Origin of the sequence: Lonsdalea iberica (assembly GCF_002111585.1) — a bacterium.
Lineage (GTDB): Bacteria > Pseudomonadota > Gammaproteobacteria > Enterobacterales > Enterobacteriaceae > Lonsdalea > Lonsdalea iberica.
In genome coordinates, this window is the sequence record NZ_LUTP01000052.1 from 1 (window position 1) to 19753 (window position 19753).

The 19753-nt window shown below is 58.9% G+C and carries 19 protein-coding genes and 1 pseudogene; 12 read left to right on the plus strand and 8 right to left on the minus strand.

The genetic code is table 11. The features are described from left to right. The 3 genes from AU511_RS14820 to AU511_RS14830 all read right to left on the minus strand — a co-directional run. Positions 1 to 1175 (minus strand): PTS ascorbate transporter subunit IIC (locus AU511_RS14820; RefSeq protein ID WP_094110145.1); only part of this gene is annotated, 1175 nt, incomplete at its 3' end. 32 nt (positions 1176 to 1207) lie between these two features. Beyond that, a complete protein-coding gene (locus AU511_RS14825; RefSeq protein WP_085650678.1) occupies positions 1208 to 1474 on the minus strand; it encodes a PTS sugar transporter subunit IIB in 267 nt (88 codons plus the stop codon). A gap of 13 nt (positions 1475 to 1487) precedes the next feature. Then, positions 1488 to 1931 (minus strand): PTS sugar transporter subunit IIA, encoded by a 444-nt coding sequence (locus AU511_RS14830; RefSeq protein WP_094110146.1) that lies wholly within the window; start codon positions 1929 to 1931, stop codon positions 1488 to 1490. 293 nt (positions 1932 to 2224) lie between these two features. On the opposite strand from AU511_RS14830, the gene AU511_RS14835 reads away from it, so the two are divergent. Further along, entirely contained in the window at positions 2225 to 3250 is a 1026-nt protein-coding gene (locus tag AU511_RS14835) for a LacI family DNA-binding transcriptional regulator (RefSeq protein WP_094099997.1), read from the plus strand. A 36-nt stretch (positions 3251 to 3286) separates the two neighbouring features. Here the strand turns inward: AU511_RS14835 and AU511_RS14840 are convergent, their stop codons facing one another. Then, the gene (locus AU511_RS14840) at positions 3287 to 4411 is read right to left on the minus strand and encodes an aminotransferase class V-fold PLP-dependent enzyme (protein ID WP_094110147.1); all 1125 of its coding nucleotides are present in this window, start codon (positions 4409 to 4411) and stop codon (positions 3287 to 3289) included. A gap of 341 nt (positions 4412 to 4752) precedes the next feature. Here AU511_RS14840 and glk point away from each other — a divergent pair. Further along, positions 4753 to 5720, plus strand: a pseudogene (gene glk / locus AU511_RS14845) (glucokinase). On the opposite strand, the gene pdxR reads toward glk, so the two are convergent. The 4 genes from pdxR to AU511_RS14865 form a co-directional block, all read right to left on the minus strand. Next, positions 5708 to 7225, minus strand: a complete 1518-nt coding sequence (pdxR, locus tag AU511_RS14850) for a MocR-like pyridoxine biosynthesis transcription factor PdxR (RefSeq protein ID WP_094110148.1) — start codon at positions 7223 to 7225, stop codon at positions 5708 to 5710. The pseudogene glk and the gene pdxR sit on opposite strands and share 13 nt — an antisense overlap. 85 nt (positions 7226 to 7310) lie before the next feature. Next, on the minus strand, positions 7311 to 8045 hold the full coding sequence (locus tag AU511_RS14855; RefSeq protein ID WP_094110149.1) for a carbonic anhydrase: 735 nt from the start codon (positions 8043 to 8045) through the stop codon (positions 7311 to 7313). A 465-nt stretch (positions 8046 to 8510) separates the two neighbouring features. Beyond that, on the minus strand, positions 8511 to 9143 hold the full coding sequence (locus AU511_RS17125; RefSeq protein ID WP_100052950.1) for a DUF2726 domain-containing protein: 633 nt from the start codon (positions 9141 to 9143) through the stop codon (positions 8511 to 8513). 121 nt (positions 9144 to 9264) lie between these two features. Next, positions 9265 to 10029 (minus strand): SDR family NAD(P)-dependent oxidoreductase, encoded by a 765-nt coding sequence (locus tag AU511_RS14865; protein WP_094100001.1) that lies wholly within the window; start codon positions 10027 to 10029, stop codon positions 9265 to 9267. Positions 10030 to 10280: 251 nt separating this feature from the next. Between AU511_RS14865 and AU511_RS14870 the strand changes: the two genes are divergently transcribed. The 10 genes from AU511_RS14870 (at position 10281) to preA (ending at position 19682) form a co-directional block, all read left to right on the plus strand. Further along, positions 10281 to 11597: an aspartate aminotransferase family protein gene (locus AU511_RS14870; RefSeq protein ID WP_094110150.1), complete on the plus strand. Its 1317-nt coding sequence runs from the start codon at positions 10281 to 10283 to the stop codon at positions 11595 to 11597. A 259-nt stretch (positions 11598 to 11856) separates the two neighbouring features. Further along, positions 11857 to 12000, plus strand: a complete 144-nt coding sequence (locus tag AU511_RS17785) for a hypothetical protein (RefSeq protein ID WP_240503851.1) — start codon at positions 11857 to 11859, stop codon at positions 11998 to 12000. 20 nt (positions 12001 to 12020) lie between these two features. Beyond that, the gene (locus tag AU511_RS14875; RefSeq protein ID WP_240503852.1) at positions 12021 to 12689 is read left to right on the plus strand and encodes an ABC transporter ATP-binding protein; all 669 of its coding nucleotides are present in this window, start codon (positions 12021 to 12023) and stop codon (positions 12687 to 12689) included. Further along, complete coding sequence (locus AU511_RS14880) at positions 12679 to 13560, plus strand: ABC transporter permease (RefSeq protein WP_094110151.1); 882 nt, start codon at positions 12679 to 12681, stop codon at positions 13558 to 13560. Before AU511_RS14875 ends, AU511_RS14880 begins: the two co-directional genes overlap by 11 nt. Continuing rightward, positions 13557 to 14120, plus strand: coding sequence for a hypothetical protein (locus AU511_RS17790; RefSeq protein WP_240503853.1), 564 nt, complete (start codon positions 13557 to 13559; stop codon positions 14118 to 14120). Before AU511_RS14880 ends, AU511_RS17790 begins: the two co-directional genes overlap by 4 nt. Further along, positions 14120 to 14650: an ABC transporter permease gene (locus AU511_RS17795; protein WP_240503854.1), complete on the plus strand. Its 531-nt coding sequence runs from the start codon at positions 14120 to 14122 to the stop codon at positions 14648 to 14650. The genes AU511_RS17790 and AU511_RS17795 overlap by 1 nt, the downstream gene beginning before the upstream one ends. Before the next feature lie 57 nt (positions 14651 to 14707). After that, complete coding sequence (locus AU511_RS14890; RefSeq protein WP_100059683.1) at positions 14708 to 15715, plus strand: ABC transporter substrate-binding protein; 1008 nt, start codon at positions 14708 to 14710, stop codon at positions 15713 to 15715. Positions 15716 to 15785: 70 nt separating this feature from the next. Continuing rightward, a complete protein-coding gene (locus AU511_RS14895) occupies positions 15786 to 16481 on the plus strand; it encodes a TetR family transcriptional regulator C-terminal domain-containing protein (RefSeq protein WP_240503855.1) in 696 nt (231 codons plus the stop codon). A gap of 470 nt (positions 16482 to 16951) precedes the next feature. Next, entirely contained in the window at positions 16952 to 18376 is a 1425-nt protein-coding gene (locus tag AU511_RS14900) for an NAD(P)-dependent oxidoreductase (RefSeq protein WP_094110152.1), read from the plus strand. Further along, positions 18369 to 19682, plus strand: coding sequence for an NAD-dependent dihydropyrimidine dehydrogenase subunit PreA (gene preA, locus AU511_RS14905; protein ID WP_094110153.1), 1314 nt, complete (start codon positions 18369 to 18371; stop codon positions 19680 to 19682). The genes AU511_RS14900 and preA overlap by 8 nt, the downstream gene beginning before the upstream one ends. The last annotated feature ends 71 nt before the right edge of the window (positions 19683 to 19753 follow it).

Below are 19753 nucleotides of genomic sequence, written 5' to 3' on the forward strand. Positions count from 1 at the left end.
GACCCCATCAGCGGCAGCAGAATCGCGGGCAGGAAGGAGATCAACAAACCTTGTACGAAGGCGCCGATCACCGCGCCGCGGCGTCCGCCGGTGATGTTGCCGTAAATCCCCGCGGTCGCGCCGCAGAAGAAGTGCGGGACCAATCCAGGGACGATCACGCTCAGGCCGAACAAGGGACAAAGGAACATGCTGATCAGGCCCGCCAGGAAACTACACAGGAAGCCGATGATCACCGCGTTCGGCGCGAATGGGAACACGGTCGGGCAGTCTAGCGCGGGCTTGGCGTCTTTCACCAGCTTGTCCGCAATGCCCTTGAAGGCAGGGACGATTTCCGCGATTACCATCCGCACTCCGGCGAGGATGACATACACCCCGGCCGCGAAGGTGATGGACTGGATGATGGCGAAGATCAAATAATTTTGTCCGTCGCTCACCTGACTTTCGGTGTACGCCTTGCCCGCGAACAACGTCAGCACGACAAACAGAATCATCATGGTCAGCGAAATCGCGACTGAAGAGTCACGCAGAAAGTTCAGCGTTTTCGGTACCTTCAGTTCTTCCGTCGACGGGCTGCCTTTCCCGACGACTTTACCCACCAGCGCGGCCAGCAGATAACCGGCGGAGCCGAAGTGGCCGATAGCTAAATCATCTGACTGGGTGATTTTTCGGGTAAAGGGCTGCAGGATGGCTGGACTGATGACCATCAGCGCGCCAAGAATCAAAGCCCCTGTGGCGATCAGGCTGACGCCGCGCATCCCGCCGGTGGACAGAATGACCGCCAGCATCGCCGCCATATACAGCGTGTGATGGCCGGTCAGGAAGATATATTTCAGCGGCGTAATCCGCGCCAGAATAATGTTCACGATCATGCCGAAGACCATAATCATGGCGGTTTCTGTACCGAAATTAGCCTGCGCCAACGCCGCCACCACGTCGTTGTTGGGCACGACGCCATGCATATTAAAGGAGTGCGTGAACAGCTGACTGAACACCGTCAGCGTGGAGGAAATCACATTGGCCCCGGCGATCAGGATCAAAAATCCCATGATGGTTTTTAGCGTGCCGGAAACCACCTCAGAGAAGGGCTTCTTCTGCAACACCAAGCCCAACAAGGAAAACAGCCCAACCAGGATGGCGGGCGTACCCAGCACATCCTTCATAATAAACTGCAACATAAGCGACTCCGTTAGCGCGACTGGGCGCGTCGTTACAAGTTGGCAGCCAGAATTTCTCTGATCTTGTTGTTATCCAGCAGGTTGGTCAGGCCGAATATCTGGGCGTCGGAGCCTTGTATCTGTTCCACGATGTCCTTGGCGCCCAGAATGATATCCGGGTGTTCCGACTTGGCGGAGGTGAGATCGGTATGGCTCACTTCAGCTTCCTTACCCATTTCCGCCACGAGTTTTTTGACGTTCATTTCGACAATAAAGCTGCTGCCGAGCCCGTTGCCGCACACAATAAGGATCTTTTTCATCACAAGCCTCGTCTCAATAGTTTTCGATAACCGCCTGAATGGCGGGAAGGGAAGAGGCGGTCAGCAGCTGTTGCAGACTTTCTTCGTCGCTGAACAGCGCCGCCAGCTCGGTAATCATCCTGATGTGTTCGTCTCCAGATAAGGCGCACAGCATAATCACGACCGTCACCGGATCGTTTTCCGTCGATTCGAAACTCACCCCCTCGCGAATAGACAGCAAAGACAGCCCGTTCTTGCGAACGCCCTGCTCAGGCCGGGCGTGGGGCAGCGCCAGTCCGGGCGCGATCACGTAGTACGGTCCCATCGACTGATGGGTGCTGATAATCGCCTCGAGGTAGTCTTGAGTGATCGCGCCGTCGGCCAGCAACGGTTTCGCCGCCAGCATGAGGGCCTCCTGCCAGTGGGAAACACGATCCACGATGTGAATGGTTTTGGGCGTCAGCCACGTTGCGAGCATGTTGACCTCGTTACTCAGGGAAGGCGTGCCTCAATGTAGGTGAGATATCGACCGTCTTTCTGTGATAAGTTTCGCAAAGTTAGCGCTAACATCACGTGAAAGAGATGAATAATGTGCGGAGTGAGACGTTGTCGGCGAATGTGAATGCTGAGCCAGTCATCGTGTTCGCCGCGGTGTTACCATAAGCGCCTGTTCCGGTAGCAGCAGGCGATTGGCGAGTCTTCGTTGCGACGCATCGGGACGATGGCCCGGACGGAAGCGGCGATGGGCGAACAGAGGGAGGCGGTAACAGCATGAAAGAAAAACGGCGGCGTAATACCGGAAAAAGTACCCTGGCCGATGTGGCTCAGCGAGTCGGCGTCAGCGCGATGACGGCGTCCCGAGCGCTGCGGATGCCGGAAAAAGTCTCGCCCGTGCTGCGCGAGAAAATCGCGGCGGCGATCGCCGAGCTAGATTATGTGCCCAATCTGGCAGCGAGCGCGTTGGCTTCCGCCTCGTCGCAGCTGATCCTCATGGTCGTTCCCTCCTTTGCGACGCCGGGATGCGCCCAGGTGTCGGAAGCACTGCAAACGGTACTGAAGCAAGAGGCCTACAGCATGATGCTGGTGGAAGCCAATCACTCCGCCAGCGGCGAACGTCAGCTCATCGAACGCCTGCTTGCCTATCACCCCGCTGCGATGGTGCATTTTAATTTCGACAGCACCGACGAGGGACGCCGCCTGCTGATCAATGCCGGACTGCCGGTGATGCAGGTGGGTGCTCTAAATCCGCAGCCGCTGGATGTCAGCGTCGGGGTCGACTACGCCCAGGCGGTGGCGGCTTTGGTGCACCAGCTGGCGGGAAGTGGCTATCGACATCTGGGGCTGCTGTGCAGCCAGACCAGCGGTACGACGCTCAAACAGATTATGCACGGTTGGCACAGCGCGATGCTGGCCGTGAATCATTCGCCGCATCGGGTTATTGCGACGACGGAACCACCGGCCTTCGCCACGGGTCATCAGCGCTTGCCGGAAATTCGTCTAACCTGGCCGGAACTGGACGTGCTGATCTGCACCACGGATGAAGTTGCCTGCGGCGTGATGATGGCCTGCCATGCGGAAGGGGTGGATGTGCCCAGCCAGCTGGCGGTGGCCAGCCTCGGCGGCGGCGACCTTTCCGCCGTGTGCTCGCCGCCCCTCACCACGGTCGCGCTGCCGTATCGACAGATGGGCCGGTTGGCCGGTGAACAGCTGTTGGCGGAGCTACGGGGGCAGGAGGTTGAGGCGAGGCAGCCGCTTGCGGCCCCGTTGGTGGTGCGGGCCAGCACCCGCCAACGCTGACGCTATGTCGTCTGACATTGGCGGGCCGGGCGTCGATTAGGCGACGTTGAACTCGCCGCTGGCAATCAGAAAGTCGATCAGCGCGGTCAGTTTTTTCACATCGTCGAGCGCGATGTTATGGAATAGGGCGATGCGCAGTTGGTTGCGTCCCAGCGCCCGATACCCCTCAATGCCATGCACCAGCCCTTGTTCGTCCAGGTAGCGAGTCAGCCGATCGACGGAGACGGCGTCCGCCACGTCAATCGCCGCGACGGTGGTCGAACGAAAGGCCGGATCCTCGACGTAAGGCGCCAGATAGTCCCGGTCGGTGGCCCACTGATACAGATGGTCCGCTTTGGCGGCGGCCTGGCGCAGTACTTCATCAAAACCAAGCGCATTCATTCGCTTTACCTGTTCGGCGAACAGAAATAACGTGACGGTCGCCGGCGTGTTGTAGGTCTGCTGCTGTTCGCTGTTGTTGATTGCGATCTGCCAGTCGGCGAATGCCGGGATATAGCGTGTCTTGTCGGCGGCGATCTCCGCAACCCGCGCTTTCGCCTTCGGCGAGAGGATGGCGACGAACAGGCCGCCTTCGCTGGCGAAGACCTTTTGCGGGGAAAACAGGAATACATCGACCCGCGACAGGTCGCAGGCGATCTGACCCGCCCCGCTGGTGGCGTCTACGGCCAGCAAGCACTCTTCGCCCACCTCGGGCAGCGCCGTATTCATTACGCCGGTGGACGTTTCATTCAGCGTACAAGCCACGACGTCGGCGTTAGCGGTGCTGAACTCGCGGTGACCTTGCCCGTAAGGCACCTCTTGGCTGGCGGCATCAATCCACGGAATGCGCTTGGATGCTTTAAACCACTTTCCTGAAAACTCGCCGCAAACGTGATGAACGATGCGTTGCTTCACCATACCCAGCCCGACCATATCGAACAGCAGCGTCGCGCCGCCGTTGCCCAGCACGATGCTGTAGTCGTCCGGGACGGACAGCAGCGAACGCAAGCCCTCCTGAACTTCGCCGCACAGCGCGCGAACCGGCGCTTTACGGTGGCTGGTGCCCAGCAGGTGGGGGCCTTTGTCCATCAAACGGGCTAAATCATCCAGATAAATGAGCGAAGGTCCACAGCCGAAACGCGGGTCGACAGGGATAAGGGCCTCGGGAATGGTGAGCGTCATGCGTATCTCCTCAGGGAATGAGCTGATTTTTCCTTTAGATGAAGATACTCAGGATGGGCGGCAAGCGATACGGAAATTTGATCGCGGCTCGGCGGAGTCGGACGTATCCGGCTAGATTTGTGTCAGGGAGCGAGATAACCTTATCGAAACGTGTTCCGTCGTGAAACCGGCACCTGCTTGCGGAGACGCTGAGCGTTCGTCTTAGTGCTCCGCGCAGAATGCGTCCTTCTGTGCTCAGGTCTTCTCCCCGCAAGAATCGCGGCGTTCCGCTGCGCTGCCGGGTTATCGGCCAGCCATTTTCCCGCCGGGATACGTAGGCATCTAATCGGAGAATAGAAAATATGCACCAGTATGCATTGGTGGGTGACGTGGGTGGAACAAACGCCCGCCTGGCGCTTTGTCAGTTAGATGACGGGGCGATTTCGCGCAGCAAACAGTATTCGGTCAACGACTTTCCGAGCCTGGAAGCGGTGATCAACGATTTTCTGTCGGCGCATAGCGAACTGACGGTCAAAAGCGGCTGTATCGCCATTGCCTGTCCGGTCGTCGACGACTGGGTGGAGATGACCAATCATGACTGGGCCTTTTCGATTGCCAAACTGCAACAGCAGCTAGGGTTCAACCGGCTGGATGTCATCAATGATTTCACGGCGGTCAGCATGGCGATCCCGGTGCTGCGGGAAGAGGACGTCATCCAACTCGGCGGCGGTCGCGCCGAAGCGGGCAAACCCGTGGCGGTCTACGGTGCGGGAACGGGATTGGGCGTGGCGCACCTGTTGCCGGTCGCGGGTCGGTGGATCAGCCTCCCCGGCGAAGGCGGCCACGTGGACTTCGCCCCTAACAGCGAGGAGGAAGATGCCATTCTGTCCGTGCTGCGCCACGACATTGGTCACGTGTCGGCGGAACGGGTGCTCTCCGGTCCGGGACTGGTCAATATCTACCGCGCGGTGGTGAAGTCCGACGGCCGTACGCCGGAGGAACTGAATCCGAAAGCGGTGTCGGAGCGGGCGCTGGCGGACGACTGTCTGGACTGCCGCCGTGCGCTGTCGCTGTTTTGCGTGATGCTGGGGCGATTCGGCGGCAATTTGGCGCTAACGATGGGGACGTTCGGCGGCGTCTATATCGCGGGGGGGATAGTGCCTCGCTTTATGGAGTTCTTCCGTCACTCTGGCTTCCGGGCGGCCTTCGAAGACAAAGGGCGCTTCAAAGACTATCTCGCGCCGATCCCGGTCTTCATGATCTCCCATAAACAGCCCGGTCTTCTGGGCGCCGGCGCTATTTGCGTCAGCAGTTGGGCTACACCCTCTGAAGCCTACTGGCCGCGACATCGGGATCGCCCATCGTGCGGAAAGCCTCCGCCAAATGGGCGATGCCCGGCGCAATCCGCGCCTCATCGATAGCGTGAAAGCCTAATCGGAAAAAGTTATCCGGCGCATTGGGACCTAAAAAATGCGCCCGTCCCGGCTCTATCAGCACCCCCCGATGCGCAGCCCGCCACGCCAGCTGATGCGTATCGACGCCTTCCGGCGCCTGTAGCCAAAATGCGTTGGCATGTTCGCTCCCCTCCATACGACGGCAAGCGGGGAGGAACTGCTCCAGCGCCTCATCCAATCTGTGCCAGCGGCGCGCGGAGTCTTCGCGATAGCGGTGCAGATAGGCTTCGTAATAACCTTGCGCCAGAAAATGGGCCATCTGATGTTGAATGTTGGTCGGCGGATGACGGTAGGACAGGCGACGCAGCGCCCGCAGTTCGTCAATCAGCTCGGCGGGAGCCACCAGATATCCCAGCCGTAAACCGGGCGACAGCGATTTGGAGAGACTACTGACGTAAATCACCCGGTTGTGCGTATCGCTGGCCTTCAGCGCGGCGCGCGGCTGCGGGTCAAGGTTGGTTTCCGAGTCGTAATCATCTTCGATGATGATCCGATCGTGCAGGCGCGCGTGCTCCAGCAGCGCGACGCGGCGTGCGTTGCTCATGCGAATGCCCGTAGGCGCCTGATGACTGGGCGTAACGTAAAAGTAGTCGCAGTCGGTGGAGGCGGCATTTAACCGCAGGCCTTCGTGGTCCAGGCTATGCGGCACGATCTGCGCGCCCTGAAGCGCAAAGGTATTTACCGCTTCTCGGAAGATGGGATTTTCCACCGCCACACGCGTGCGGTGGTTGAACAGCAGCTGCGACAGCAGCGAGAGCGCGTTTTGCGAGCCGAGTGTGATCAGGATTTCATCGGCCTGTGCGAGGATGCCGCGCTTGGGCAAAATCCGCTGTCGTACCTGCTCAATCAGCAGCGGCACGTCCTGATCGATATGGTCGTACAGCCAACGATGATCGCGATGCAGGCCGGTGATGCGACGGGTCGTTTCACGCCACTGTTCGAGCGGAAACAGCTGGGTATTCGGCTGGCCGTAGATAAATGGAAAGGGGTAGTCCATCCAGCGCGCCGGTTTCATGATGGCGAAAAAACCACTTGGGCTGACGTTGAGCCGCTTGCCCCAGTCTGGCGGAGGCGGCCTTTCGTCCACGGTTGTCTGCCGGCGGCGGATCTCAGCGAGCGTCTCGGACTGGTGATAATCCGGATGCAGGAAATAACCGCTGCGGGGACGGCTGGTCAGATAGCCGTCGTTCAGCAGGCTTTCATACACCAGCGCCACGGTATTGCGTGAGATAGCGAGCTGATTTGATAACTTTCGACATGACGGCAATGCCTCTTCCGCCGGGAAGACCCCCGTCAGAATGGCATCTATCAGCTTTTCGCGTAGCTGCTCTTGCAGACTCCGGCTGGCGACAAAATCGATGTGCAGACAGCGCTCGATCATCCTGTAGTCCTCATGGGTCTGAACGGCCTCAGGGTGAAAGTAGCAATATCCATACCGAATTGCTCGCCGCGGAGCCTGCCTGAAATTAATCGATCACGACACGGCCGTGCAGCGGCTGAGGCGGACGATTATTGTGGTGATGCATGACGGCGCTGAAGCGCTGAATCTGCTGCTCGGAGACGGTTTGGGGGTGCTTCAGCACCATCCAGCGCACGCCTTCGGTGCAAGGCGGGGTGGTCAGGGAGCCGCTGTAGCGGTAGTAGCTCAGATTCTGCGGGAGTAATTTACGCAGCTGAATATGGGCGGTCAGCGCGTTCTCGTGAGCAACCTCGTTCGGCATCTGCTGCCAGATTTTGTCCAGTTCCGGGTTGGGCGCGCCTAGGCGATACATGACGGCGACGACAACCGCCTCGCCCTGCGCATTGGTATGCACGAAGTGGCCTTCAAACGGAAAGGTTTTCCCATCAATTTGATTTTCACTCGGAGCGTGAAAATGAAACTGTTGCAGGGTAAATGCCTCGCCGTCGACCGTTAAGGTATCGCCTTTCTTATCTTCGACTTCGATCGTGTGACCGTTGTTAATCACGCGCAGGCTGTCTTCTTGACTAAAATGCAACTGCAACGGCTTCTGATGCGTGTGCTGAACAGCGGTGATATTAATAGGCGACTGATACATGCCGTCGCCGCAGGTGTGGAAATCCGCGCCCCAATGAGCGGGATCGTGCTCCCCATCGTAAGACCAATGGACATGTTCTGCGCTGAATACCGGAGACGCACAGGCCAGAAATAAGCTGGCTGTAAATAATGGGATATATTTCATTAACAACTTTAACCTTATCAGAAAGTTATGGGGCTAAATTATACTGCGTTGTTAATCATGGGGTTAGTGATAAATCCACATTGATGGAATAGGATTATGATCCTCGTCATAGGCACGATAAATATTCTTAATAAGATATTTTCACGTCAATCACTAATGAAATAGTGGACGGGAAACGGCTGGCTCACCTTTTTCAAAGTATGCGAAACCGATAAATGATGGGATATTATAGTGTGCATTGTCCATGAGCTATTTTTAACTTTTCGTTTTCCTGTATGAATGTGTCAATATTCATTCACTCTTTGTCAAAATAAACGGTATCCGATCAAAAGGTTAGTTTTATCTTTTCAGCCTCGACGCACAGATATCCAAGAAATGGATATATCGTTATCAGTAGAGATAAAAAACGTCATGAATGAATCCATTATATAAAAAAGCGCCGTTTGCGGCGCGAGAAATGAATACTCAGCTTATCGGGGTAGGCTGATGACTAACGGTACTATTTAGATAACGCCCTATCTGTTCGATATCATCGCTGCTGTAGTCATGATATATCTCAAAATACTTAATTCCGGCCCTTCTACACGCTTCCTTTTTAACGGCGTCGCGGGTAGTGGCATTGCCCTGATAATGGCCGGTTCCTTGAAATTCGACTACGGCACACGGGTCGCCATAGGCATTAATAATGACGAAGTCGACACGTTTACTATTAATGGAACTATAGGCATTTTTATCTTTGGAGCAAAGAATCTCCCCCAATGAAACCTGAGGGAAAATGCGATAATAACAGTGGCGATCGTTAAGAAGCTTCTCGATTTTTTTGAATAGACAGTATTCGTCCTTATTCATCAATTTTTTTCGACCAAAATCGTTATTGGAAACGAAATATAGCTGATCATGCTGATTGGCCGCGCTTCTTATGATTCGCTCTGATTGGTATGTTTTTGGTTCGGATGGAGGAATGCGCGGCGCCTGCGGTTTTCCCTTGCTGCGAGTGTATGACACGACGAGATATGCACCGCCGATAAATAGAAGCCAGTCCTTGATGTCCATGAAATTCACCAACCCTTTCCCGATGATTGTGGGTGTATCATTCATAAATTCATGGCGAAATCAATTTCATCGCGAGTAATACAGAGTCAAGATAGTTTTCAGGCTATGTTTATTTTGCGCTAATTCACTCTCCCCCCTCCAACGCAGCAAGGGGGAAGCCCCTTCGTCAGCTGGGATCGCGGTCGATGGCGAACGCGGACCAGGCCTGACGCACCGGCATCACTTCCACGCGGTTGATATTGATATGGTCCGGTAGCGTGGCGATGTAGAAGATCTGCTCGGCGATATCCTCCGCCGTCAGCGGCGTGGTGCCGCGGTACAGCTGGTCGGAGGCGGATTGATCGCCTTTGGTCCTGACCAGTGTGAATTCGGTTTCGGCGATGCCGGGGGCCAAATCGGTGACGCGCACCCCGGTGCCTTGCAGATCGCAGCGCAGGTTATAGCTGAACTGTTTTACAAAGGCCTTCGAGGCGCCGTAGACGTGGCTGCCGGGGTAAGGCCATTGGCCGGCGATGGAGCCGAGATTGATGATGCTGGCCCCTTTGCCGGTGTTGATCAGCGTCGGCAGCAGCGCGTGGGTGACGTTCACCAGTCCTTTGACGTTGGTGTCGATCATGGTGTGCCAGTCTTCCAGCGCGACCGTCTGGGAAGGCTGCGGGGCCAGCGCCAGTCCGGCGTTGTTGACCAGCGTTTTCACCGCCTTAAAGTCGGCGGGCAGGCTGTCCACCAGCGCCTGAACGGCGGCGGCGTCACGGACATCCAGCGTGGCGATATAGGTCGGCGTTTGTGGAGATAGCTCGTCATACAGCGTTTGCAGACGCTCGGCCCGACGCCCGGTGAGGATCAACGACCAACCCTGCGCGGCGAAGTGGCGGGCGGCGGCCTGCCCGAATCCGGAGGTGGCGCCGGTGATAAATACAATGTTTGGCATGAAACGTCTTCTCCCCTCAATCAAATGGTCCGTGGGCTCGCAGGGCTGTCCACGGTAAAAAAACTGACTTTACGAATCCCCGCGGCGGCGTCATAGGGCCAGTTGGGAAAAAGCGATGGGACACCTTCTGACCCAACGATTATCCGCAACTGGCTCTATCGCATCCGCCGGATTTGTTTTTAGTCTGCCAGAGAGAGAACGATCCCTATAGCCGCCGACCGCAAAAAAAGGTCGCAGAGGAGGACACAAAGATGACCGCACCATCAAACGACACGGTCCGTCAGCTCGACAGACAGTATGTTTTTCACTCCTGGACGGCGCAGGGCGGCTTGAACCCGCTGGTGATTGCGGGCGGCGAGGGCTGCCGCTTGTGGGACTACGACGGGAAGACCTATCTCGATTTCAGCAGTCAGCTGGTGAATACCAATATCGGCGCTCAGCATCCGAAGGTGGTGGCCGCCATCAAGGCGCAGGCGGATCGGCTGACGACGATTGCGCCCGCCACGGCGAATCTGGCGCGTGGCGAAGCGGCGAAGCGCATCGTGTCGCTGGCGCCGGAAAATTTCAGCAAGGTGTTCTTCACCAACGCGGGCGCGGACGCCAATGAGAACGCCATTCGCATGGCACGCCTGTTCACGGGAAAGGACAAGGTGCTCTCCAGCTACCGTTCCTATCACGGCAACACCGGCAGCGCGATTGGCGCCACCGGTGACTGGCGGCGGTTGCCGAACGACTATTTCCGCGGCCATATCCACTTTTTCACGCCGTATCTGTACCGCAGCGAGTTTCACGCCACCACCGAGGAAGAGGAGTGCCAGGCGGCGCTACATCATCTGCGCCGGATTATCGAGTGCGAAGGCCCCGGCACCATCGCCGCTATTTTGCTGGAAACCATCCCCGGCACGGCGGGAATCTTGATGCCGCCGCCGGGGTACCTGGCTGGCGTGTCCGCGCTGGCGCGGGAGTTCGATATCCTGCTGATTATGGATGAGGTGATGGCCGGATTTGGTCGCACCGGTCGCTGGTTTACCTTCGACCACTACGACATGACGCCGGATTTAATCACCTTCGCCAAGGGCGTGAACTCCGGCTATGTGCCTGCGGGCGGGGTGATCATTTCCGATCCGATCGCCCACTTTTTCGATGACAGGCTGTTCCCCGGCGGGCTGACCTACTCCGGGCATCCGCTGGCGATGGCGGCGATTGTCGCGACGTTGGACGCGATGGCGGAAGAGGGCATTGTCGACAACGCGGCGCAGATAGGGGACACCGTGCTGGCGCCTGGATTGCGCCATCTGGCGGAAAAATACGACATCGTCGGCGAAACGCGCGGAAAAGGCGTGTTCCATGCACTGGAATTGGTGACCGATCCTATCGCCAAAACACCGATGCCCGCGGATAAGATGGCGCAGCTCAAAGCCGACCTGTACGCGCGCGGCTTGCTCGGTTTTTTGGCGGAAAACCGCGTCCACGTTGTGCCGCCGTGCATCGTGACGGCTGATGAGGCTCGGCAGGGGCTGGCGATTATTGACGATGCGCTCGCCGCACTGACAGCAACACTCGGCTGATCCTAACCGCTTATCCCGCTGTCCCCATGCAGCGGGATATACCCGCTTCCTCACCGTTTTTTCTTGCTTCATATCAACGCAAACGTGACGTCATTTGCACCAATTTAGCCATAAATAATCGATATATTGCCGACAACGTCAGTAATCCTGCCACATTTTGTGGGGTTATCCTCGGCGGCGAGGAAATGGCACGGAAATCGCATAGATCAGGATGAGAAAACCTAACCACCCGGTCAAAATTGCCAGAGGGAGAACCGCAATGAGCCAATGTCTGTCCGCTGAGGAACCCTCCGTCATGACGTTGAAAACCGCGACGGCCCGACCCGCCGTGGTGGTGCGCGACGCCAATATCATCTACCCCTCGGCCGATCGCCGGTACATGCGCTCAAAGATATTAATCTGACCATCCGGCAAGGCGAGTTTGTGTCGTTTATCGGGCCGTCAGGCTGTGGGAAAACCACGTTGCTGCGCGCCATTGCCGACCTGGAGCCGCTGACTTCCGGCGAAGTGCGGGTTAATGACATGACGCCGTCCGAGGCGCGGCAGGCGGGCGCTTATGGCTATGTGTTCCAGTCGCCGGTGCTGCTGCCGTGGCGCACGGTGCTGGCGAATGTGATGTTGCCGTTGCAGATTCAGGGGCGTCCGCCTGTCCAGAGCGAGGCTATTGCACGCGAACAACTGGCGCGGGTCGGGCTGGCGGGGTTCGAGAAGAAATTTCCGTGGCAGCTGTCCGGCGGGATGCAACAGCGCGTTTCCATCGCTCGCGCGTTAGGGTTCTCTCCGCAGATCCTGATGATGGATGAGCCGTTCGGCGCGCTAGACGAACTGACGCGCGACAACCTCAATCAGCAGCTACAGCAGCTGTGGCATGCCGAACAGCGCACGATGGTTTTTGTTACCCACTCAATCGCGGAAGCGGTCTATCTCTCTACCCGCATCGTCATCATGTCGCCCCGCCCCGGCCGCATCGTTAAAGTGCTGACGTCGCCGCTGCCGCCCGAGCGGGATCTGTCGCTGCGCGATACCCCCGACTTTATTCACCTGGCGCAAGCGGTGAGGGACGCGCTGGTGGAGGGGCACCATGAACATTAACGCGTTGCGCTATCACGCGCTGCCGATAGGCGTGGTTCTGGCCGCCGCTGTGGTCAGCTGGTATCTGCTCTCCATCGTCCTCAATGCGCCGGGAGCGATTGAACGCACGCTGGCGCCGAAGGGTGACTGGGGCTGGCGCGAGCTGGTCAGCGTCACGTTCTCCATGCCGCGTCCAGTGCTGCCCGCGCCGCATCAAATTATCGCGGATATCTGGACCAGCCTGACGCGATGGCCGGTCACTTCGCCGCGTAACCTGCTGCTCCACACCTGGGTCACGGCCAGCGCCGCGCTGACCGGTTTCGCCATGGGGATCATGCTGGGCATGCTGCTTGCAATCTGTATCGTCCACTCCCGCACGCTCGATAAAGCGCTGCTGCCGTGGATTGTGGCGTCGCAGACCGTGCCGGTGCTGGCAATCGCGCCCATTGTGTTGATTATTTTGGGCAGCATGGGGGTTACGGGGCTGCTGCCGAAAGCCACTATCGCGATGTACCTGTGCTTTTTCCCTGTGACGATCGCCGCCGTTCAGGGGCTGCGATCGCCGCAAAAAATGGAGATGGAGCTGGTGCACACCTATGCCGCCAGCCGGGTCGACACCTTCTGGATGGTGCGGCTGCCTTCGTCACTGCCGTATCTGTTTCCCGCCTTTCGCGTCGCCATTGCCAGCGGGCTGGTGGGCACAATGGTCGCCGAGCTGCCGACCGGCGCGCAGGCTGGACTGGGCGCGCGTTTGCTAACCGGTTCTTACTACGGCAACACCATCCAGATTTGGTCGGCACTGGTCATGGCGTCTTTGCTCGGGCTGGCGCTGACGGCGCTGGTGAGCCAGACGGAGAGACTGGTGATGATGTCGCGCAAGGGGGGACGATGAAAGCAAAAGCAATCTCCGGCGTGGTGATGCTGGTTGCCGCGCTGCTGATGGTGCTGTTGGCGTTCAGCCAATGGCTGATGACTGGCGATGTCGCCGACCGTTACCTCATGCTCGGCGTGATCCTGTTCGCATTAGCTGCCGTGCTGCTGGGATTTTCTCCGTCATCGTCTCTGTGCCGTTGGCTACTGCTGATGGCACCCGTTGGAGGCGCGGCGGGTTGGCTGATCGTCCTCGACGGCGGCGGAGCCGCCTACTGGCTTGCCCTGACGGCGGTCGCGTTGCTGGCCTGCCTGAGTGTCCAGCGGCTGGCGGGCGTGAGCGACGTTGCCTTGCCGCCGAGTCTGGTGGCGACGCTATTTGGCCTGTGGGTGCTCTATTTCTGGCAGCTGCTGGTGACCGTATTCGCGGTGCCGCAGGTGCTGCTGCCCACGCCGCTGGATATTGCGCGCGCGCTGTATGAGGGCGCTGGCATGCTGGCGGGCGACGTAATGCAGACGGTAGTGAAATCGGTGTTGATCGGCTATGCGCTGGGCTGCGGACTGGGCTTTCTCGTCGCCTGATGATCGACCGGCTGCCGTTTTTGCAACGCGGGCTTCTGCCGCTAGCCAATCTGACCAGCACCATCCCGCTGGTGGGCGTCGCGCCTATCGCCGTGATGTGGTTTGGATTCGACTGGCCTTCGAAGGCGGCGGTGATCGTGCTGGTGACGTTCTTCCCGGCGCTGGTCAGCACGCTGGCGGGGCTGCAGGCCTGCGAAAAAAGGGAGCGAGAATTGATGTACTGCTATGCCGCCAGCCCGCGCCAGACGCTGTTCTCGCTACGTTTGCCCGCGGCCCTGCCGTTCGTTTTCGGCGCGCTGAAGGTGAATGCCACGCTGGCGCTGATCAGTGCGATCGTGGCGGAATTTTTCGGGTCGCCGACGGCGGGGCTGGGGTTCCGTATTTCGACGGAAGCGGCGCGTATGCATATGGCGACCGTTTGGGCGGCGATTGTCGTGGCGTCGGTCGTCGGGTCGCTGGCGTATGCCCTGCTGGTCAGGCTGGAGAAACAAATCAACTTCTGGCACCCCGCCGTACGCGGCATGTCGTAGTCGCGATGCGGCCGCGAGACGGAAGCTTTGTGTTCACTTAATGTGAGGATATCTCTGATGATCAAACGTTCTGCAATTCTTCGTGGGCTATGGCTGGCCGCATTGTCATTGAGCGGCTGTTTGTCGGTGTATGCCGCCGAGAAAGTCACGCTGCAGCTGAAGTGGGTGCCGCAGGCGCAGTTTGCGGGCTATTACGTCGCGCAGGAGAAGGGCTATTACCAGGATGAAGGGCTGGATGTTGTCATCAAGCCTGGCGGCACGGATATCTCGCCGGTGCAGGTCATCGCCGGCAAGTCGGCGGATGTGATCGTCAACTGGATGCCGGACGCGCTGGCGGCGCGCGAAGCGGGCGTGCCGCTGGTTAACATCGCGCAGATTTTCGACCGCTCCGGCATGATGCTGACCTGCAAGAAATCCAGCGGCGTGAGTACGCCGGCCGACCTGAAGGGGAAAACGCTGGGCGTCTGGTTCGGCGGAAACGAGTACCCCTTCTTTAACTGGATGAACAAGCTGGGCTACAAGCCCGATGTGGATATCAAGGTCCTGAAGCAAGGGTTTAACGTCGATCCGCTGCTGCAAAATCAGGCGGCCTGCATTTCCACCATGAACTATAACGAGTACGGGCAGCTGATCGACGCGGGCCTGAAGCCGGACGATCTGATCACCTTCCCGTATGAGGATCAGGGCGTTTCCACGCTGGAGGACGGCCTGTACGTGCTGGGGCCGAGCCTCGGCGATCCGGCGTTCGTCGCCAAAATGGCCAAGTTCCTGAAAGCGTCTTACCGGGGCTGGAACTACGCGGTGTCGCATCCGCAGGAAGCGGCGGAGATTATCGTTGAGCAGGATGCGTCGGGCGCGGCCACCGTTGAGGTGCAACAGCGCCAGATGGAGAACGTCGCCAAGCTGATCACGCATGCCAACACGCCGCAGATCGGTTATCTCGACCCGGCCGCCTATCGCCGTACGGTGGATGTGCTGTTGAACAGCGGCGGCACGCCGGTCATCAAAAAAGATCCGGGCGATGCCGCGATGAGCCACGTCGTCTGGGACGCCGCGGCGAAATAGCAAAGGTGATTCAGGACAGATTGTCGGCGCCAGGGACGGCGATTGTTGTCGTATACCCGTGAGAACGTGAATGATGTGGAACAGTAAAGTGTCAGACGCACCGGTTTCCCCGCTCCCGAATGGCTCGCGAACCGCCGAACGCGGTGAGGAAATGGAGAAAGGGCGTATCCGGCAAGATAATGAGGCCATCATTTTGCAGGCGGCGGAGCAGGTATTCGCGCGTTTTGGCTTCAAGGGGGCTACGATGGCCCTGATCGCCGAAGCGGCCGGTTTGCCCAAGGCCAACCTGCATTACTACTTTGGCAACAAAGAAACGCTGTATCACACGGTGCTGGATGACATTCTGCACGACTGGCTGACGCCGCTGGATGATTTGCACCCGCAGGCCGATCCAAAAACGGCGATTGAACGCTACGTCATTCATAAGATTAGCTTTAGTTTTGAACATCCCGAGGCGTCGCAGCTGTTCGCCAATGAAATCTTGCAGGGCGCACCCAGGGTGCATGCGCGTTTACAGACGGAACTGCGTCAGCTGGTGGACGAAAAATCGTCGGTGCTCGAAGGCTGGATTGCCGCAGGCCGCATAAAGCCGCTGGATACCCGGCACTTCTTTTTCTCCGTCTGGTCGATGACGCAGACTTACGCTGACTTTTCGGTACAGATCGCCGCCGTAATGGGCGAAGAGGCGGGATCTGCCGCCGCGCAGCAGCGCGCCACCGATCATGTGCTGAATTGCGTATTTCGCATCTGCGGTCTGGAGACGTAGCGCTGCTTCTCTCTCCCCGGCGGTTTCGCAGATTGAGAAATATCTCCCCTGAGTAGTCTGTGCAGCACCGGTCGGCACGTTGCTGTCACTGTCTTGTTTCCCCCCTCAACATCGCTTTACGCCACCTCTCTGCGGTGTTCTTTTTATTGCCCCGAAAGATCGCGCTTGATCAATTTTGCTGCAAAAGAGAGGTGAAATGCACCAAATAGAGACGATCAGGTCATCATCGTGAAGAGTTATGGCTTGATAACCCCTTGTTTTGCGCGGATTAGCCGGATGGGCAAAAGCTGGCACATAAATCGCATCTTTTATTTAGAAAACCTAACCAGTTGGTCAGGATTTATTCTCGTGCTCCCGCTCCGTTTTATTGAGGAGCATGATGAGCATGAGGCCACCCGGCGATACCGCGCCAGCTGAGAACATTGCACGCCCCTGTTTCAGACAGGGCCTTGGACAGAGGAGTTCGACGCATGAAAAACCAGACCCCTGTAGGGGTAAATACCCCCGGCATCCGGGCTGACCGGCTAAGGCAGGAGGAGTATGCGCGTCAGTTTAGCGACAGCGCACCGCCGCTGACCGCCACTCAGGCCGTGATTGAAGCGGACCGCTGTTACTACTGCTTCGACGCGCCCTGCACGCGGTCATGTCCGGCGGAGATCGACGTGCCGAGCTTTATTCACCGCATCGCGCAGGACAACGTGCGAGGGGCCGCCGAGGCTATTTTGCGTGAGAACGTGCTGGGCGGCATGTGCGCCCGGGTCTGTCCGACGGAAACGCTGTGCGAGCAGGCGTGCGTGCGCAACGACCAGGACGGCAAGCCGGTGAAAATCGGCCTGCTGCAACGCTTTGCGACCGACGCCTACTTCGCCAATCCGGGGCGGCCGCTGTTTATGCGCGCCGCCGCTAGCGGCAAAAACGTCGCGGTGGTGGGGGCGGGACCGGCCGGATTGACCGTCGCCCATCGGCTGGCGGTGAGCGGTCATCACGTGGTGATCTTCGACGCCCGGCCCAAACCCGGCGGCCTGAACGAATACGGGTTGGCGGCATACAAGACGACCGACGATTTCGCCCAGAAAGAGATCGCCTGGCTGCTTTCCGTCGGCGGCATAGCGCTGCGTCTCGGCCAGCGGCTGGGGCGTGATATCACGCTGGAGCAGCTGCGCGCCGGGTTCGATGCGGTGTTCCTTGGCATGGGGCTTGCCGGTGTCAATGCGCTGGGCATTCCCGAAACGCCGTTGACCGGCGTGCGTGAAGCGGTCGACTTTATTGCCGAGCTGCGTCAGGCCCCGGATCTCAGCCAAGTGCCCGTGGGTCGTGACGTGGTGGTGATCGGCGGCGGGATGACCGCCGTCGATGCGGCGGTGCAGGCCAAAAAGCTGGGCGCGCGCGAGGTCACGCTGGTTTACCGTCGAAGCGAGGCGGAGATGAAAGCCTCGCCCCACGAACGGGCGTGGGCCAAACAGTGCGGCGTCACCCTGCGTTTCTGGTCTGCGCCGCAGGCCATCCACGGCGAAAATGGCGTGGTGACGGGCGTGTCGTTCGCCGTGATGCAGCGAGAAGACGGCAAGCGGGTCGTCAGCGGGGAAGCCTATACGTTGCCTGCGGACATGGTCTTGAAGGCGATCGGGCAGACCTACGACCCGATGGCCACTGGCGACGCTATCCGGCTCATCGATCGGCGCATCGCGACGGATGACGCGGGGCGAACGTCCCTACCGGGCGTCTGGGCGGGCGGCGACTGCTGCGCGGGCGGACTGGATCTGACGGTGGATGCGGTACGGCAGGGCAAAATCGCCGCCCGCGATATCGACTTGGCCTTAACCGTGTCGGGGCGTCAGGTGGTCAACGACGCATCGATCTCTGTATTGCTGGACCGGGGGCGTGCGCATGGCTGATCTCAGTACCGAATTTTTGGGCATTAAAAGCCCCAATCCCTTCTGGCTGGCGTCCGCGCCGCCGACGGATAAAGAGTACAACGTGGTGCGAGCGTTCGAAGCCGGCTGGGGCGGCGTGGTGTGGAAAACGCTGGGTATCGACCCGCATGTGGTCAACGTCAGCGGCCCACGCTACGGCACCTTGCTGGGGGCCGACCGGCGGGTGCTCGGCCTGAACAATATCGAGCTGATCACCGACCGCTCGCTGCACGTCAATCTGGAAGAGATCGCCCGTGTGAAACGCAACTGGCCGGATCGCGCCGTGATTGTGTCGATTATGGTGCCGTGCGAAGAAGCGTCCTGGAAATACATCCTGCCGCTGGTGGAGCAAACCGGCGCAGACGGCATTGAGCTGAACTTCGGCTGCCCGCATGGCATGAGCGAGCGAGGCATGGGGGCCGCGGTAGGGCAGGTGCCGGAGTACATCGAGCAGGTGACGCGCTGGTGCAAGCAGTACTGCAGCCTGCCGACCATCGTCAAACTGACGCCCAACATTACCGATATCCGCTATCCGGCTCGCGCGGCCCGGCGCGGCGGCGCTGACGCGGTATCGCTGATTAATACCATCAATTCGGTGATTGGGGTGGATCTCGATCAGATGAGCATTCATCCCAATACCGGCGGCAAAGGTTCACACGGCGGCTACTGCGGCCCGGCAGTGAAGCCGATTGCGCTCAACATGGTGGCTGAAATCGCCCGCGATCCGGACACCGTGGGATTGCCCCTCTCTGGCATCGGCGGCATTTCGACCTGGCGCGACGCCGCCGAATTCATCTCGCTGGGCTGCGGCACGGTACAGGTGTGTACGGCGGTCATGGTGCACGGCTTCCCGATTGTGCGCGACATGATCAACGGTCTAAGCCATTTCATGGACGAGAAGGGATACCGCACGCTGGATGATTTTCGCGGACGCGCTGTGAGCAGCGTCACGGACTGGCGCTATCTCAACCTGAACCACATCGACAAGGCGGTGATTGATCAGTCGAAGTGCATCAAATGCGGGCGATGCCATCTGGCCTGCGAAGATACCTCGCATCAGGCCATCACCCACACGAAGGACGGCGAGCGCCATTTTGAAGTGAAAGAGGCAGATTGCGTGGGCTGCAACCTGTGCGTCTCTATCTGTCCGGTGGAAGCGTGCATCACGCTGCGCAGCCTGGCGCCCGGCGAGGTGGATGAGCGGACTGGCATCGTTGTCAGTGAGAAGTACGCCAACTGGACCACGCATCCTAATAACCCGATGGCGACCAAGGTCGACGCGATCTAAACCGCGCAATTTCATCACTGGCGGTGGCGGCTTCCGCGGCAAGCGGGTGCGATCACCGGCGAAAAAAGGGA